13 protein-coding genes are annotated in these 14,705 nt (G+C 66.4%); all 13 read left to right on the forward strand.

Annotated elements, in window-relative coordinates; translation table 11 throughout:
* The first annotated feature begins 109 nt into the window (after positions 1 to 109).
* The 13 genes from pyrR to ACU4IU_RS17695 all read left to right on the forward strand — a co-directional run bounded on the left by pyrR (position 110) and on the right by ACU4IU_RS17695 (position 14,677).
* Positions 110 to 661 (forward strand): bifunctional pyr operon transcriptional regulator/uracil phosphoribosyltransferase PyrR, encoded by a 552-nt coding sequence (gene pyrR, locus ACU4IU_RS17635; RefSeq protein ID WP_139467335.1) that lies wholly within the window; start codon positions 110 to 112, stop codon positions 659 to 661.
* Positions 658 to 1,638, forward strand: a complete 981-nt coding sequence (locus tag ACU4IU_RS17640; RefSeq protein WP_446657471.1) for an aspartate carbamoyltransferase catalytic subunit — start codon at positions 658 to 660, stop codon at positions 1,636 to 1,638. Before pyrR ends, ACU4IU_RS17640 begins: the two co-directional genes overlap by 4 nt.
* Positions 1,631 to 2,944 carry a dihydroorotase gene (locus ACU4IU_RS17645; protein ID WP_446657472.1) on the forward strand — a complete coding sequence of 438 codons (1,314 nt, stop codon included), beginning with the start codon at positions 1,631 to 1,633 and terminating at the stop codon, positions 2,942 to 2,944. Before ACU4IU_RS17640 ends, ACU4IU_RS17645 begins: the two co-directional genes overlap by 8 nt.
* Positions 2,929 to 3,423 (forward strand): PH-like domain-containing protein, encoded by a 495-nt coding sequence (locus ACU4IU_RS17650; protein ID WP_139467332.1) that lies wholly within the window; start codon positions 2,929 to 2,931, stop codon positions 3,421 to 3,423. Before ACU4IU_RS17645 ends, ACU4IU_RS17650 begins: the two co-directional genes overlap by 16 nt.
* Positions 3,420 to 4,580: a glutamine-hydrolyzing carbamoyl-phosphate synthase small subunit gene (gene carA / locus ACU4IU_RS17655; protein WP_139467331.1), complete on the forward strand. Its 1,161-nt coding sequence runs from the start codon at positions 3,420 to 3,422 to the stop codon at positions 4,578 to 4,580. Before ACU4IU_RS17650 ends, carA begins: the two co-directional genes overlap by 4 nt.
* A gap of 12 nt (positions 4,581 to 4,592) precedes the next feature.
* Positions 4,593 to 7,868, forward strand: a complete 3,276-nt coding sequence (gene carB, locus ACU4IU_RS17660; RefSeq protein WP_446657473.1) for a carbamoyl-phosphate synthase large subunit — start codon at positions 4,593 to 4,595, stop codon at positions 7,866 to 7,868.
* Complete coding sequence (gene pyrF, locus ACU4IU_RS17665) at positions 7,868 to 8,713, forward strand: orotidine-5'-phosphate decarboxylase (RefSeq protein ID WP_446657613.1); 846 nt, start codon at positions 7,868 to 7,870, stop codon at positions 8,711 to 8,713. Before carB ends, pyrF begins: the two co-directional genes overlap by 1 nt.
* A 175-nt stretch (positions 8,714 to 8,888) precedes the next feature.
* Positions 8,889 to 9,200: an integration host factor, actinobacterial type gene (mihF, locus tag ACU4IU_RS17670; RefSeq protein ID WP_025777825.1), complete on the forward strand. Its 312-nt coding sequence runs from the start codon at positions 8,889 to 8,891 to the stop codon at positions 9,198 to 9,200.
* A 19-nt stretch (positions 9,201 to 9,219) separates the two neighbouring features.
* Positions 9,220 to 9,783, forward strand: coding sequence for a guanylate kinase (gene gmk, locus ACU4IU_RS17675; RefSeq protein ID WP_139467329.1), 564 nt, complete (start codon positions 9,220 to 9,222; stop codon positions 9,781 to 9,783).
* Between the two features lie 12 nt (positions 9,784 to 9,795).
* Positions 9,796 to 10,131: a DNA-directed RNA polymerase subunit omega gene (rpoZ, locus tag ACU4IU_RS17680; protein ID WP_228281215.1), complete on the forward strand. Its 336-nt coding sequence runs from the start codon at positions 9,796 to 9,798 to the stop codon at positions 10,129 to 10,131.
* Entirely contained in the window at positions 10,128 to 11,408 is a 1,281-nt protein-coding gene (gene coaBC / locus ACU4IU_RS17685) for a bifunctional phosphopantothenoylcysteine decarboxylase/phosphopantothenate--cysteine ligase CoaBC (protein WP_446657474.1), read from the forward strand. Before rpoZ ends, coaBC begins: the two co-directional genes overlap by 4 nt.
* The gene (gene metK / locus ACU4IU_RS17690; protein WP_446657475.1) at positions 11,405 to 12,610 is read left to right on the forward strand and encodes a methionine adenosyltransferase; all 1,206 of its coding nucleotides are present in this window, start codon (positions 11,405 to 11,407) and stop codon (positions 12,608 to 12,610) included. Before coaBC ends, metK begins: the two co-directional genes overlap by 4 nt.
* A 12-nt stretch (positions 12,611 to 12,622) precedes the next feature.
* Positions 12,623 to 14,677 (forward strand): primosomal protein N' family DNA-binding protein, encoded by a 2,055-nt coding sequence (locus ACU4IU_RS17695; protein ID WP_446657476.1) that lies wholly within the window; start codon positions 12,623 to 12,625, stop codon positions 14,675 to 14,677.
* Positions 14,678 to 14,705: the final 28 nt, after the last annotated feature.

A 14,705-nucleotide genomic window follows, 5' to 3' on the forward strand; every position in this document is an offset into this window, starting at 1 on the left:
GCGGCGGGTCCGCACTCCGGACCCGCCCGCCGGTGGGCACCGCACCGGGTTTACAATCGAATCGAACCACTCCTTTAACCACCGTCCAGAGAGGCGGAGAAGGGGAAATATGACACAGCGAACAGTGCTGGACGCCCCCGATATCTCGCGGGCGATCACCCGCATCGCGCACGAGATCATCGAATCCAACAAGGGCAGCGACGACCTCGTCCTCCTGGGCATTCCGCGCCGCGGAGTCCCGCTCGCCCACCGACTCGCCGAGGCGATCGCCTCCATCTCCGGCCGGCCCGAGACCGCAGGCGAACTCGCCGGCAGCCTCGACATCACCATGTACCGTGACGATCTGCGCGGCGGCTCCTACCGGGCGCCCGAACCCACCACCATCCCGAGTGCGGGAATCGATGCGAAGACCGTCGTCCTCGTCGACGATGTGCTCTTCTCCGGACGCACCATCCGCGCCGCCCTCGACGCCCTTGCCGATGTCGGTCGGCCCGCCAAGGTCCGCCTCGCCGTCCTCGTCGACCGCGGCCACCGGGACCTGCCGATCCGTGCCGACCATGTCGGCAAGAACCTTCCGACCTCTAGCAGTGAACGCGTCAACGTCTCCCTGACCGAAATCGACGGAGACGACTCCGTGAGCATCTCGGGAGGCCGCGAATGAAACATCTGCTCGACACCGCATCGCTGAGCCGAGACGACGCCATCGGCATCCTCGATATCGCCGAGGAGATGACTCTCGTCTCCGAACGCGAGGTCAAGAAGCTCCCCGTGCTGCGGGGACGCACAGTGGTCAACCTGTTCTTCGAGGACTCCACACGCACCCGACTGTCCTTCGAGGCCGCAGCCAAACGGCTCTCGGCCGATGTGCTCAACTTCTCCGCCAAGGGCTCCTCCGTGTCGAAGGGTGAGAGCCTCCAGGACACGATCCAGACGATCTCGGCGATGGGCGCCGATGCCATCGTCGTCCGCCATTCCGGAGCGGGCACCGCCCACCGCCTCGCCCATACCGGGTGGATCGACGTCCCCGTCGTCAACGCCGGCGACGGCACCCACGAACACCCCACCCAGGCGCTCCTCGACGCTTTCACCCTGCGTCGGGCACTCGCCGGAGTCCCCGCCTCGGGGCCGGTGCAAGGGGGACCCCGCGGTCAGGGACTCGACGGAGCGAAGGTTGCCATCGTCGGAGACATCCTGCACTCCCGAGTGGCTCGGTCGAACGTCCACCTGCTCGCCCGCCTCGGCGCGGACGTCCACCTCATCGCACCACCCACCCTGCTGCCCTGGGGAGTGTCGAACTGGCCGGTGACCATCCACTTCGACTTCGATTCGGCGCTGAGCGCCGAGGACTTTGCAGCCGTGATGATGCTGCGCGTCCAACACGAGCGGATGCACGAATCCTTCTTCCCCAACGAACGCGAATACGCCCGCCTGTGGGGACTGAGCGCGGCTCGTCTGGCCAAACTGCCGGAGACGAGCTTCATCATGCACCCAGGGCCCATGAACCGCGGCTTCGAAATCTCCGCTGCCGCAGCGGACTCACCCCGCGCCCTCGTCCTCGACCAAGTCGAGAACGGAGTGTGCGTGCGCATGGCGGTCCTCTACCGTCTGCTGACCGGTCAGGAGGAGACCAATGACTGATTACCTCATCCGCGGTGCCGATGTGCTCGGACGCGGAGTCGCCGATATCGCGATCCAGGACGGTCGCATCGTCGACCCCGAACTGCTGAGCACAAGCGACTATGAAACAGTCGACGCCGCAGGACTCGTGGCCCTGCCGGGACTCGTCGACATGCACACCCACCTGCGCGAACCCGGCAAGGAAGACGCCGAGACCGTGCTCACCGGATCACGCTCAGCCGCCTCGGGAGGGTTCACCTGCGTTCACGCCATGGCGAACACCGCGCCCGTGGCCGACACCGCCGGTGTCGTCGAACAGGTTCACCGCCTCGGCCGCGCCGCCGGGTTCACCGAAGTCGTACCCGTCGGCGCCGTGACCACCGGACTCGAGGGAAAGCAGCTCGCCGAGCTGGGAGCCATGGCGCGCTCCGGAGCTCGCGTGCGGATGTTCTCCGATGACGGAATCTGCGTCTCCGATCCGCTGCTCATGCGCCGCGCCCTCGAATACGTCAAGACCTTCGACGGGATCATCGCCCAGCACGCACAGGAACCTCGCCTGACCGAAGGCGCACAGATGAACGAGGGAACGGTCTCGGCCGAACTCGGACTGCCCGGCTGGCCAGCCGTCGCCGAGGAGTCGATCATCGCCCGCGATGTGCTCCTGGCCGAACACGTCGGGTCCCGACTCCACATCTGCCACGTCTCCACGGCCGGCAGCGTCGACCTCATCCGCTGGGCCAAGGCACGGGGGGTCGCCGTGACCGCCGAGGTCACACCGCACCATCTCATGCTCACCGACGAACTCGTGCGCACGTTCGACCCCGTCTACAAGGTCAACCCGCCGCTGCGCACCGACCGCGACGTGCAGGCACTCCGGGCTGCACTGGCAGACGGCACGATCGACGTCGTCGGCACTGACCACGCCCCGCACACCGCCGAACACAAGTGCAGCGAATGGACCGCAGCGGCCATGGGTATGGTCGGCATGGAATCCGCCCTGTCGATCGTCGTCGCCGCCATGGCCGACCACGACTTCGACTTCGGCGATGTGGCGCGCGTGATGTCCTCGGCTCCGGCCCGGATCACCGGAGCCTCCGGGCACGGCAGCCTCGAGCTCGGAGCGAGTGCGAACATCGTCCTCGTCGACCCGGCAGCACCGCACCGCATCGAACCCGCCGACCACGCCACAAAGGGACGCAACAACCCCTTCGCCGGCGTCGAAGTCACCGCGCAGGTCACCGACACCTTCTTCTACGGCCACCGGGTCTTGGCCGCAGGGGCACTCACCACACCCCACCCGGCAGGAGCAACATGGACACAACAATAGGCACACTCATCGTCGCGGCAGTCATCCTCCTCGTGATCGTCGCGATCGCCTGGGGATGGAGCCGACGCAAACGGGCCCAGTCAGAGGTCGTCACCCCGCCGAAGCCCCATATGGGCATCAAGGCCGTGGGCGAGCCGGTCGAAGGCTCCTATGTGTCGACGACGAAGGCCGGCCATCCGCTCGAACGCGTCGCCGTCCACGGCCTGGGCATCCGTACTACCGGGGAACTCGTCGTCACCGACGGGGGAGTGATCATGGACCTGGCCGGACGAGAGGACTTCCTCATCCCGCGCCGCGACATCGTCTCCGTGGACACCACGAACGGGATGATCGGGAAATTCGTCGAACGCGGAGGCATCATCCGCATCACCTGGCACCTGGGCGACACCCTCGTCGACACGGGCTTCCGCGCCCGCTACGCCGCATCCACCACCCCCACCGTCGACCGCATCCGCGAAATGATCGAAGAGGCACAATGAGCTTTTCCACCACCCCCGCCGTCCTCGTCCTCGAAGACGGCCGGACCTTCCACGGATCCGCCTACGGACACATCGGCGAAACCACCGGTGAGGCCGTGTTCGTCACCGCCATGTCCGGCTACCAGGAGACGCTGACAGACCCGTCCTACCACCGACAGATCATCATCCAGGCCGCTCCGCACATCGGCAACACCGGAGTCAACCGCACCGATGACGAATCCGCCCAGATCTGGGCCGCCGGCTACGTCGTCCGCGATGCCTCCCGGATCTCATCGAACTGGCGCTCCGAAGGCGACCTGGCCGACTGGTTGACCGAGTCCGGGATCGTCGGCATCTCCGACGTCGACACCCGAGCCCTGACCCGCCACCTGCGCGACAAGGGAGCCATGCGCGTGGGCATCTTCTCCGGACCCGCCGCCGAGGCGCCCGAATCCGAACTCCTCGCCCGTGTCCAGGCGTCTCCGCAGATGGCCGGAGCCAACCTCGTCGACGAGGTCTCGATCACCGAACCCCGACTCATCCCCGCCCGCGGGGAGAAGCGCTTCAGCGTCGCCGCCGTCGACCTCGGCATCAAATCGATGACCCCCGAACGACTGAGCGAACGCGGAATCGACGTGCACCTGCTGCCGTCGACGATCAGCTTCGACGAGATCCGGGCCCTGGGCGTCGACGGAGTCTTCTTCTCGAACGGCCCCGGCGACCCCGCCACCGCAGACGACCAAGTCGAACTGCTGCGCGCCGTGCTCGACGCCCGAATCCCGTTCTTCGGCATCTGCTTCGGCAACCAGCTGCTCGGTCGCGCCCTGGGCTTCGGCACCTATAAGCTGCCCTTCGGCCACCGCGGGATCAACGTGCCCGTGATGGACCGGACCACGGAGAAGGTCGAGATCACCTCGCAGAACCACGGCTTCGCCGTCGACGCTCCGCTGACAGGCGAGACCACCGCCCCGCACAAGGCTGACTACGGCCGGGTGACCGTCTCCCATGTGTGCCTCAACGACGACGTCGTCGAGGGACTCGCCTGCCTCGACATTCCCGCCTTCTCCGTCCAATTCCACCCCGAGGCTGCGGCCGGCCCGCACGATTCGAGCTACCTGTTCGATCGCTTCGTCGACCTCATGTCCGCTTCCCAGGCCGATTCGGCTGCCCAGGCCTAAGGAGAACCCCCAATGCCATTGAGACACGACCTCAAATCCGTCCTCGTCATCGGCTCCGGCCCCATCGTCATCGGCCAGGCCTGCGAATTCGACTACTCCGGCACCCAGGCCTGCCGCGTGCTGCGCTCCGAGGGCCTGCGCGTCATCCTCATCAATTCGAACCCGGCGACGATCATGACCGACCCGGACATCGCCGACGCCACCTACGTCGAACCGATCGATCCGGACGTCATCGAGACGATCATCGAGAAGGAACGCCCCGACGCGCTCCTGCCCACCCTGGGCGGACAGACCGCACTCAACGCGGCCATCGCCCTCCACGACGCCGGAGTGCTCGAGAAGTACGGCGTCGAACTCATCGGTGCCGACGTCGACGCCATCCAGCGCGGCGAGGACCGCCAGAAGTTCAAAGACATCGCCGAGGCCTGCGGCGCCGAAGTGGCCAGATCCGCCATCTGCCACACCCTCGACGAAGCCCTTGCCGCCGCCGAGGAGCTCAACTACCCGGTCGTCGTCCGCCCCTCGTTCACCATGGGCGGCCTCGGCTCGGGTATGGCCTATGACGAAGCCGATCTGCGCCGCATCGCCGGCGCCGGCCTGTCCGATTCCATCACCCACGAGGTGCTGCTCGAGGAATCGATCCTCGGGTGGAAGGAATACGAGCTCGAGCTCATGCGCGACAACAAGGACAACGTCGTCGTCGTGTGCTCGATCGAAAACGTCGACCCCGTCGGCGTGCACACCGGCGACTCGATCACAGTGGCCCCGGCCCTGACGCTGACCGACCGGGAATACCAGTCGATGCGCGATATCGGCATCGCCATCATCCGGGCCGTCGGCGTGGACACCGGCGGCTGCAACATCCAGTTCGCCGTCGACCCCAAGACCGGACGCATCATCACCATCGAGATGAACCCACGCGTCTCCCGGTCCTCGGCGCTGGCATCGAAGGCCACCGGCTTCCCGATCGCGAAGATGGCCGCGAAGCTCGCCGTCGGCTACTCGCTCGACGAGATCCCCAACGACATCACGAAGGTCACTCCGGCCAGCTTCGAACCGACCCTGGACTATGTGGTCGTGAAGATCCCGCGCTTCACCTTCGAGAAGTTCCCGGCCGCGGATCCGACCCTGACGACGACGATGAAATCCGTCGGTGAGGTCATGGCCCTGGGCCGCAATTTCACCACCGCGCTGCAGAAGGCGATGCGTTCACTCGAGCAGAAGGACTCCGCGTTCAGCTGGACCGACCTGCCCGACGTCTCCGACGACGACGTCCGCGAATCCGTCCTCGAAGCGATCTCGCACGCCACTGCCGACCGCATCCACTCGGTCCAGCGCGGACTCGCCGCCGGCCTGAGCGCCGAAGAGGTCTTCGACGCCTGCGAGATCGACCCCTGGTATCTCGACCAGATCCAGCTCATCAACGAGGTGGCCGCCTATGTCCGCGACGCCGACGAACTGGACGAGCAGGTCCTGCGGGTCGCGAAGAACCACGGTTTCTCCGACGAGCAGATCGCGGGACTGCGCAGCCTCGACACGAGTGTCGTCACCGGCATCCGCCATGCGCTGCGCGTGCGCCCGGTGTTCAAGACGGTCGACACCTGCGCCGGAGAATTCGAAGCGAAGACTCCCTACCACTACTCGAGCTACGACTCCGAGACCGAGGTCATGCCGCGCGAACGCCCGGCAGTGATCATCCTCGGTTCGGGACCGAACCGCATCGGCCAGGGCATCGAGTTCGACTACTCGTGCGTGCACGCGACCATGGCGATCGGGTCGGCCGACTACGAGACGATCATGGTCAACTGCAACCCGGAGACCGTGTCGACCGACTACGACACCGCCGATCGCCTGTACTTCGAACCCCTGACGTTCGAAGACGTCATGGAGGTTTACCACGCCGAACTCGCCGCCGGCGAGGTCCTCGGCGTCGTGTGCACTCTCGGTGGACAGACCCCGCTGGGCCTGGCCGACAAGCTCAAGGCCGCGGGTGTGCCGGTGCTCGGCACCCAGCCCGAAGCCATCGATCTGGCCGAGGACCGCGGAGAGTTCGGCGCCGTGCTGGAGAGGGCCGGACTCACCGCGCCCAAGCACGGCACCGCAGTGACCGCAGCGGAAGCCGCAGCGATCGCGGAGAACATCGGCTACCCGGTGCTCGTGCGGCCCTCCTACGTCCTCGGCGGACGCGGAATGCAGATCGTCTACGATCGCACCCAGCTGCTCGACTACATGGCCAGCGCCACCGAGATCTCGACCGATCGTCCGGTCCTCGTCGACCGGTTCCTCGAAGACGCCATCGAGATCGACGTCGACGCCCTCTACGACGGCAACGAGGTCTACATCGGCGGAATCATGGAGCACATCGAGGAAGCCGGAATCCACTCCGGTGACTCCGCCTGCGTACTGCCCTCGCTGACTCTGGGCGAGGACGTGCTCGAGCGCGTCCGCCAGGGCACGAAGGCCATCGCCGAAGGTGTGGGCGTACGCGGACTGCTCAATATCCAGTTCGCGATCGCCGCGGATGTCCTCCACGTCATCGAAGCCAACCCCCGTGCCTCGCGGACCGTGCCCTTCGTCTCGAAGGCGACCTCGACCCAGCTGGCCAAGGCCGCGGCGCTCATCGCCGTGGGCCGCACGATCGAGGATCTGCGCGGAGATCTGCTGGCAGCGGCCGGCGACGGCTCGACCCTGCCGCTCGACCATCCGATCGCCGTCAAGGAGGCAGTCCTGCCGTTCCGACGGTTCACCACCGTCGAAGGCAAGATCGTCGACTCGATCCTTGGCCCCGAGATGCGCTCGACCGGTGAGGTCATGGGCATCGACCACAACTTCCCGACCGCCTTCGCGAAGGGACTGCTCGGGGCATCTGTGAAGCTGCCGACCTCGGGCACCGTGTTCGTGTCGGTGGCCGATCGGGACAAGCGCGCCATGGTGCTGCCGGTCAAGGAGCTCGTCGATATGGGCTTCGACGTCGTCGCGACCACCGGCACCGCGGCCGTGCTCTCCCGCTACGGAATCAAGACCACACAGGTGCACAAGCACTTCGAGGCCGATGCCGAAGACCGCACGGTCATCGACTACCTCACCGCGGGCACCATCGACATGGTCATCAACGTGCCGTCGGGTCGGCAGGAACGCGCCGACGGCTATGAGATCCGAGCCGCGGCGACCGCGAACTCCGTGCCGCTGATCACGACGCTGGCCGAATTCGCCGCCGCCGTGACCTCCCTCGAGGTCATCCGCGACTCGAAGTTCGACGTGCGCAGCCTGCAGGATTGGAACGCCTGATGTTCGGCGCCCGACTGGCAGCCGCCATGGACGAGCACGGGCCGCTGTGTGTGGGCATCGACCCGCACGAGCATCTTCTCGCCTCCTGGGGGCTGCCCGCCAGCGCCGCAGGCGTACGGGAGTTCGCCCTCCGCACGGTCTCCGAGCTCAAGGGCTCGGTGGCCGCCGTCAAACCGCAGTCCGCGTTCTTCGAACAGTACGGCTCCGCCGGAGTCGCTGCTCTCGAAGAGACACTGGCCGCGGCCAGGGACGCCGGACTGCTCACCGTCCTCGACATCAAACGCGGTGACATCGGGTCGACCATGGGTGCCTACGCGAAGGCCTACCTCGACCCCGCCTCGGCGCTGGCCGCGGACTCGATCACGGTCTCGCCCTACCTCGGATTCGGCGCTCTGGAGCCGGCCTTCGAACTCGCTGCCGCTCACGGCAAGGGCGTGTTCGTCCTGGCACTGACCTCGAATCCGGAAGGGGCAGAAGTCCAGCATGCCGTGAGAGACCGCGAATCGGTGGCCGGATCGATCGTGTCCCGAGTCCGGCAGCGCAATGCTCAGGCACTGGGGACACCCGACGAGCTCGGTCCCTTCGGACTCGTCGTCGGCGCGACCATCGGCACCGCAGCGCGCGATCTGGGTTTCGATCCCAGTGACTGCGGGGGACCGATCCTCGCTCCGGGCGTCGGTGCACAGGGTGCGGGCCTGACCGAGCTGCGGGCGGTCTTCGGCGGCCGGGCGCTGGAATCGGGACAGGTGCTCGCCACCGCCTCCCGGGCGGTGCTCGGTGCCGGACCCGACGGTCTGGCCGAAACCGCCGCCGCGCTCAATCGTGCGCTGACGGTCGCCGACTGAACAGCGGTGTTCGGATCGCGGGGGCGGTCCGAACACCGGTTTCGGTGTTCCGTCGACGGGCGGATTCCGGCTCGCCACGACACAAATTTCTGCTCATATCGCCTCTCGGCAGGGATTTTGTCTTAGACTGAGACAACTTCCCTACCTGCCCGTTCATGGTGACAGAGGAGACAAAGTGGCACTCGAACCGTTGACCCCGCAACAGCGTTCCGCTGCGTTGGACAAAGCGTTCAAGGCACGTCAGGCACGAGCCGAAGTGAAGTCGGCGCTGAAGACCGGCGATACCGATCTCGCGGCCGTGCTCAAGAAGGCAGCAGACGACGAAGCACTGGCGAAGATGCGTGTGCTCGATCTGCTCAGAGCTCTGCCCGGAGTCGGCGACCGGCGCGCCGAAGCCGCCATGGAAGAGGTCGGCATCGCCACCTCCCGTCGGATCAAAGGTCTGGGCGTCCACCAGAAGTCCGCCCTGTTGGAGAAATATTCCTGAGTGTGACAACCTCAGATCTGTGAATAATCGACTCACCGTCCTCGCGGGTCCGACCGCCGTCGGAAAAGGCACCATCAGCACCTATATTCGGCAGAACCACCCCGAGGTCTGGTTCTCCGTGTCGGCCACGACCCGACCCAGACGCCCCGGTGAGATCGATGGTGTCCATTATCACTTCCTCACCGACGACGCCTTCGACACCCTCATCGCCGAGGATCGCCTGCTCGAATACGCCGTCGTCCACGGACGCCACCGCTACGGCACGCCTTCGGCCCCGGTGGAGGAGAAGCTCGACCAGGGGATTCCCGCGCTGCTGGAGATCGATCTGCAGGGAGCCCGCCAAGTCAAAGAGAAGATGCCCGATGCCCGCTTCGTCTTCCTCGCCCCGCCCAGCTGGGACGAACTCGTCTCCCGACTGACCGGTCGAGGCACCGAAACGGAGGAGGAGCAGGAACGACGACTGGCCACCGCGAAACGCGAATTGGCCGCCGAATCGGAGTTCGACGTGACCATTGTGAACGACCACGTTCGCACTGCGGCCGAAGAACTCCTATCATTGATGGGTATATCCACTTCCGATTAGATGGGAATCTCCTTGCCCGCACAGCCTGAAGGCATCACCAACCCTCCGATCGACGATCTGCTCAACGTCACCGGTTCGAAGTACGAACTGGTCTCGATCGCGGCAAAGCGCGCCCGTCAGATCAACTCGTACTACGCCCAGCTGCAGGAGGGACTGCTCGAGAACGTCGGTCCGCTCGTCACGCCGGGCACCAACGAGAAGCCTCTGTCGATCGCTCTGCGTGAGGTCAACGAGTCGAAGATCGTCGCCCGCGAGGTCTCCGAAGCCGACTTCATCCAGGCCGCACCCGAGGCCGAAGCCACCGCTCCTGTGAGCAACGACGGCGCGATCGACTTCAGCGACCAGTGAGAATCGTACTCGGCGTCGCCGGTGGGATCGCCGCCTACAAAGCGGCACACATCATCCGGCGACTCCGGGAACTCGACCACAGCGTCAAGGTCGTTCCGACGGCCAACGCACTGAAATTCATCGGTGCCCCCACTCTCGAGGCACTGTCCGGCCAGACCGTGACCACCGATGTCTTCGACGAGATCGACACCGTCAATCACGTTCGCATCGGACAGGAAGCCGAACTCGTCATCATCGCCCCGGCGACCGCCGATCTGATCGCGAAGATCGCCGCCGGACGAGCCGATGATCTGCTCACCGCCTCCGTGCTCACCACCACCGCCGAGGTGGTCGTGGCCCCGGCCATGCACACGGAGATGTGGCTCAACCCCGCCACAGTCGCCAACATCGCGACCCTGCGCTCCCGCGGCGTCCATGTCCTCGACCCTGCTGTCGGACGCCTCACCGGCCCCGATTCCGGTCCCGGACGACTGCCCGAACCCGAAGCGATCGTCGACTTCGCGCTCTCGGTCAAGGACGGCACCGCCGGCGACTCGGCAGATGCGTCCACTGACCCCAGCGGTGCTCTGTCCGGTCGTCGCATCGTGATCAGCGCCGGCGGCACGCGGGAAGCACTCGACCCCGTGCGCTTCCTCGGCAACCGCTCCTCAGGCAAACAGGGCATCGCGCTGGCCAAGGCCGCCCATGCCGCGGGCGCATCAGTCGAACTCGTCGCCGCGAACATCGACACCGGTCTGCTGACGGGACTGCCTGCGGGCATCACGATCACTCCGGTCGAATCCACTCTTGAGCTGCAGTCGGCGATGCATTCGGCCCAGGTGTGGGCTGATGCCATCATCATGGCCGCTGCCGTCGCCGACTACCGGCCGGCCGAGTCGACGGACTCGAAGATGAAGAAGTCCGGAGACGACGGTCTGACTCTGCGTCTCGTGCAGAACCCGGACATCCTCCGCGGACTCGTCGACGAGCGCAGCCGTCAGTCCAGCCTCCGCCATCAGATCATCGTCGGATTCGCCGCCGAGACCGGGGACGCCGCCACCGCAGCCCTCGACTACGCTCGAGCCAAGTTCCAGCGCAAGGGCGTCGACCTTCTCGTATTCAACGACGTCTCCGACGACCGCGCCTTCGGCCACGATAAGACCATGGTCCAGATCATCTCCGCCGACCGCGGCGAGATCGTCGTCGGTGAGGAATTCCACGGGTCGAAGGACCATGTTTCACAAAAGGTCATCGCGGCCGTCTCCGACCAAATCACCCACGTAGAATCGACAACGTGACACACACAAATCTGCGTTTCTTCTCATCCGAGTCCGTCACCGAGGGACATCCCGACAAGATCTGCGACCAGATCAGCGATGCGGTGCTCGACGACCTGCTCCGGCAGGACCCCAACGCCAAAGTGGCCGTGGAGACCATGGTCACCACCGGTCTCGTCCACGTCGCCGGTGAGGTGAATACGGCCGCCTACGCCGACGTCGCCGGAATCGTGCGCAGCCTCATCACGGGCATCGGCTACGACTCCTCGGACACCGGCTTCGACGGACACTCCTGCGGAGTCTCAGTGTCCATCGGAAGCCAGTCCACGGACATCCACTCCGGTGTGACGAATCCGCTGGACTTCCGCGAGGCCGTCGAATCTTCCGACCACGGCACCAGCCTCGGCGCCGGAGATCAGGGACTGATGTTCGGCTATGCCGACAACTCCACCGATGTGCTCATGCCGCTGCCCATCCACTTGGCCTCCCGGATGGCCGAGCAGCTCTCCGCGGTGCGCAAGTCCGGTCGGCTCGAATACCTGCGCCCCGATGGGAAGACCCAGCTGACGCTGGGCTATGACGGCGATGAGGCAGTGTCGATCGAGAACGTCGTCGTCTCCACCCAGCACTCGGCGGAGACCAGCCAGTCTCAGCTGCACACGGAGATCAAGGAACTCGTCATCGATCCGGTGATCGCCGATTCCGGTCTCGACACCTCGGGCGCGAACATCCACATCAACCCTGCCGGCCCCTTCGTGACGGGCGGGCCGATGGGCGATGCCGGTCTGACCGGACGGAAGATCATCGTCGACACCTACGGCGGGTTCTCCCGTCACGGTGGCGGTGCGTTCTCCGGCAAGGACCCATCGAAGGTCGACCGTTCGGCGGCCTACGCTATGCGCTGGGTGGCGAAGAACGTCGTCGCCGCCGGTCTGGCAGACCGTGCCGAGGTGCAGGTGTCCTATGCGATCGGCCGAGTCGATCCGATGGGGCTCTACGTCGAGACCTTCGGGACGGAGAAGGCGGACCCGGCGGCCATCTCGGCTGCCATCCGCGAGGTCTTCGACCTCCGCCCTGCGATGATCATCCAGGAACTCGACCTGCTGCGCCCGATCTACTCGCAGACCTCGACCTACGGCCACTTCGGCCGTGAGCTGCCCGATTTCACCTGGGAGGTCACGGACCGCGCCGAGGATCTGCTGCGCGCCGTGTCCTCCAGCTAGTCTGCCGTCGGCGTGGACGAACCCCTCCCGATCGACACCGGCACCTCGGCCGAGGGCCAGGTTCCCCTGGCCCCGATCGAACCGGTCGCCCGAGTGCTCATCGACCATCCCGTCCCGCACCTGGCGCGGACCTTCGACTACGCGGTGCCGGAGAAGCTCGCCGAGGCTGCCCTGCCCGGAGTGCGGGTGCGGGTGAAGTTCGCTGGAAAGCTGCGCGACGGCTATCTGCTCGAACGTGTCGAGAGCTCGGACCACTTCGGTCCGCTGGCGACGATCCAACGCATCAGCGGTCCCATTCAGGTGCTGAGTGCGGATCTGCTCGCCTTGAGCGAAGCCGTCGCCCGTCGCTACGGCGGCACCCTCGCCGATGTGCTGCGCCTGGCCATCCCACCGCGTCATGCCCGTGGCGAGAAAGCAGTGCTCAAGGCGGAGAAGGCGGGTCAGTCGGCCGCACAGGCCGATGCGGACGCCGCGGACCCAGCGACCGGACCGAACGACGGGCCGGCGGATGATCCGCAGCTGCTCGGCCGCCTCGGCGAATGGGTTCTCGCAGCGGGGACGGAACCCACGGTCGACAACGTCTCGGGCCCGCCTCGGCGCAGAGCCGTGGCGTGCACACCCGGGCCGACGCCGGGTCTCAGCTGGATCCGTGCCGGCCTCGATGCCGCACGGGCGAGTCTCGAAGCCGGCCGGTCCGTGCTCTGGCTTGTGCCCGATCATCGTGAACTCGCCGTGCTCCATTCGACTCTCACCCACGCTGGGATCGCGGAGGTCTCGGTGCTCAGTGCCGACCAGTCACCGGAGCTGCGGTGGCAGGCCTGGCTGCGCGGGCTGCTCGGACACACGCGGATCACGATCGGCACGCGGGCGGCGGCCTTCGCCCCCGTCGCGGACCTCGGACTCATCATCTGCACCGATGACGCGAACCTCAACTACCTCGATCAGCACGCCCCGTACCCGCACGCCCGAGAGGTCTGCCTGCTGCGGTCGACGATCGAGGACACCGAGCTGCTCTTCGTCTCCACCGACCGCAGCGCCGAAGTGCAGCGCCTCGTCGAGATCGGCTGGCTGGCCGACGTCACACCGGTCGGACCCGCCAGGCGGCATGCCGCCCCCGTCGTCTTCGTCCCCGATGAGGACCGGGACCCCTTCGCCTGGCAGCGCATTCCCAGCCGCGCCTGGCAGATCATGCGAACGGCGCTGCGTCCGCGTCCCCGGGACGGCGGAGTGCCCGGTCCGGTGCTCGTGCAGGTGCCGCGCTCCGGCTACTATCCTGTCTTTGCCTGTGCCCGCTGCCAGGAAGTCGCCCGCTGCCCGCAATGTCAGGCGACGCTGACCACACAGTCGGAAGTCGGTCCCTTCGCCTGCCGGTCCTGCGGCTTCCACTCGGAGACGTTCAGCTGCCTGCGCTGCCGGTCGAACCGTGTGCGATCGATCGTGCGCGGCCGGGCCCGCACCGTCGAAGAGCTTGCCCGGGCGCTGCCCGATATCGAGATCGTCGAATCCGGAGGCGACCACATCTCCACTGCCCTCGACGAGACCCCGCGACTCGTGGTCGCCACCACCGGAGCCGAACCCTATGTGCTCGGCGGTTACGCCGCGGCGATCCTCTTGGACTCGCTATGGCCGGGACCCTGGATGCGCTCGATCGACGAAAGCGTGGCACGTCGACTGCGAGCCGCCTCACTCGTGCGTTCCCGCGATGACGGAGGAGCCGTCTACCTCGGCGACGAAGACGAACTCATCCGGCAGACCCTGACCGCCTTCGACCCCACGACCTTCATGTCACGACAGCTGAGCGACCGGAAGGCACTCGGCTTCCCGCCCTACCGACGGATCCTCGAACTCACGGGAGCAGGCGCCGACATCGACGAGGTGCTCGAACTGATCGGCGAGGTCGAGGAACTCCTGCGTGAGGACGCCGAGGACGGACAGCGCAGCGTCAGCGCCTACCCGTTCTCCGCCGGAGACCGCGTCGGAACGAGAGCGGCCGAGATCATTGCCTCCCGGTCCGCCAAGAAGCAACGGCAGGTGCGTGTGCGCATCGACGATCCCCGGTCGCTGTGACGGCGCGGCGAACCAGTAGAATCCAAGT

The sequence above is a fragment of the Brevibacterium sp. CSND-B09 genome (genome assembly GCF_052906525.1).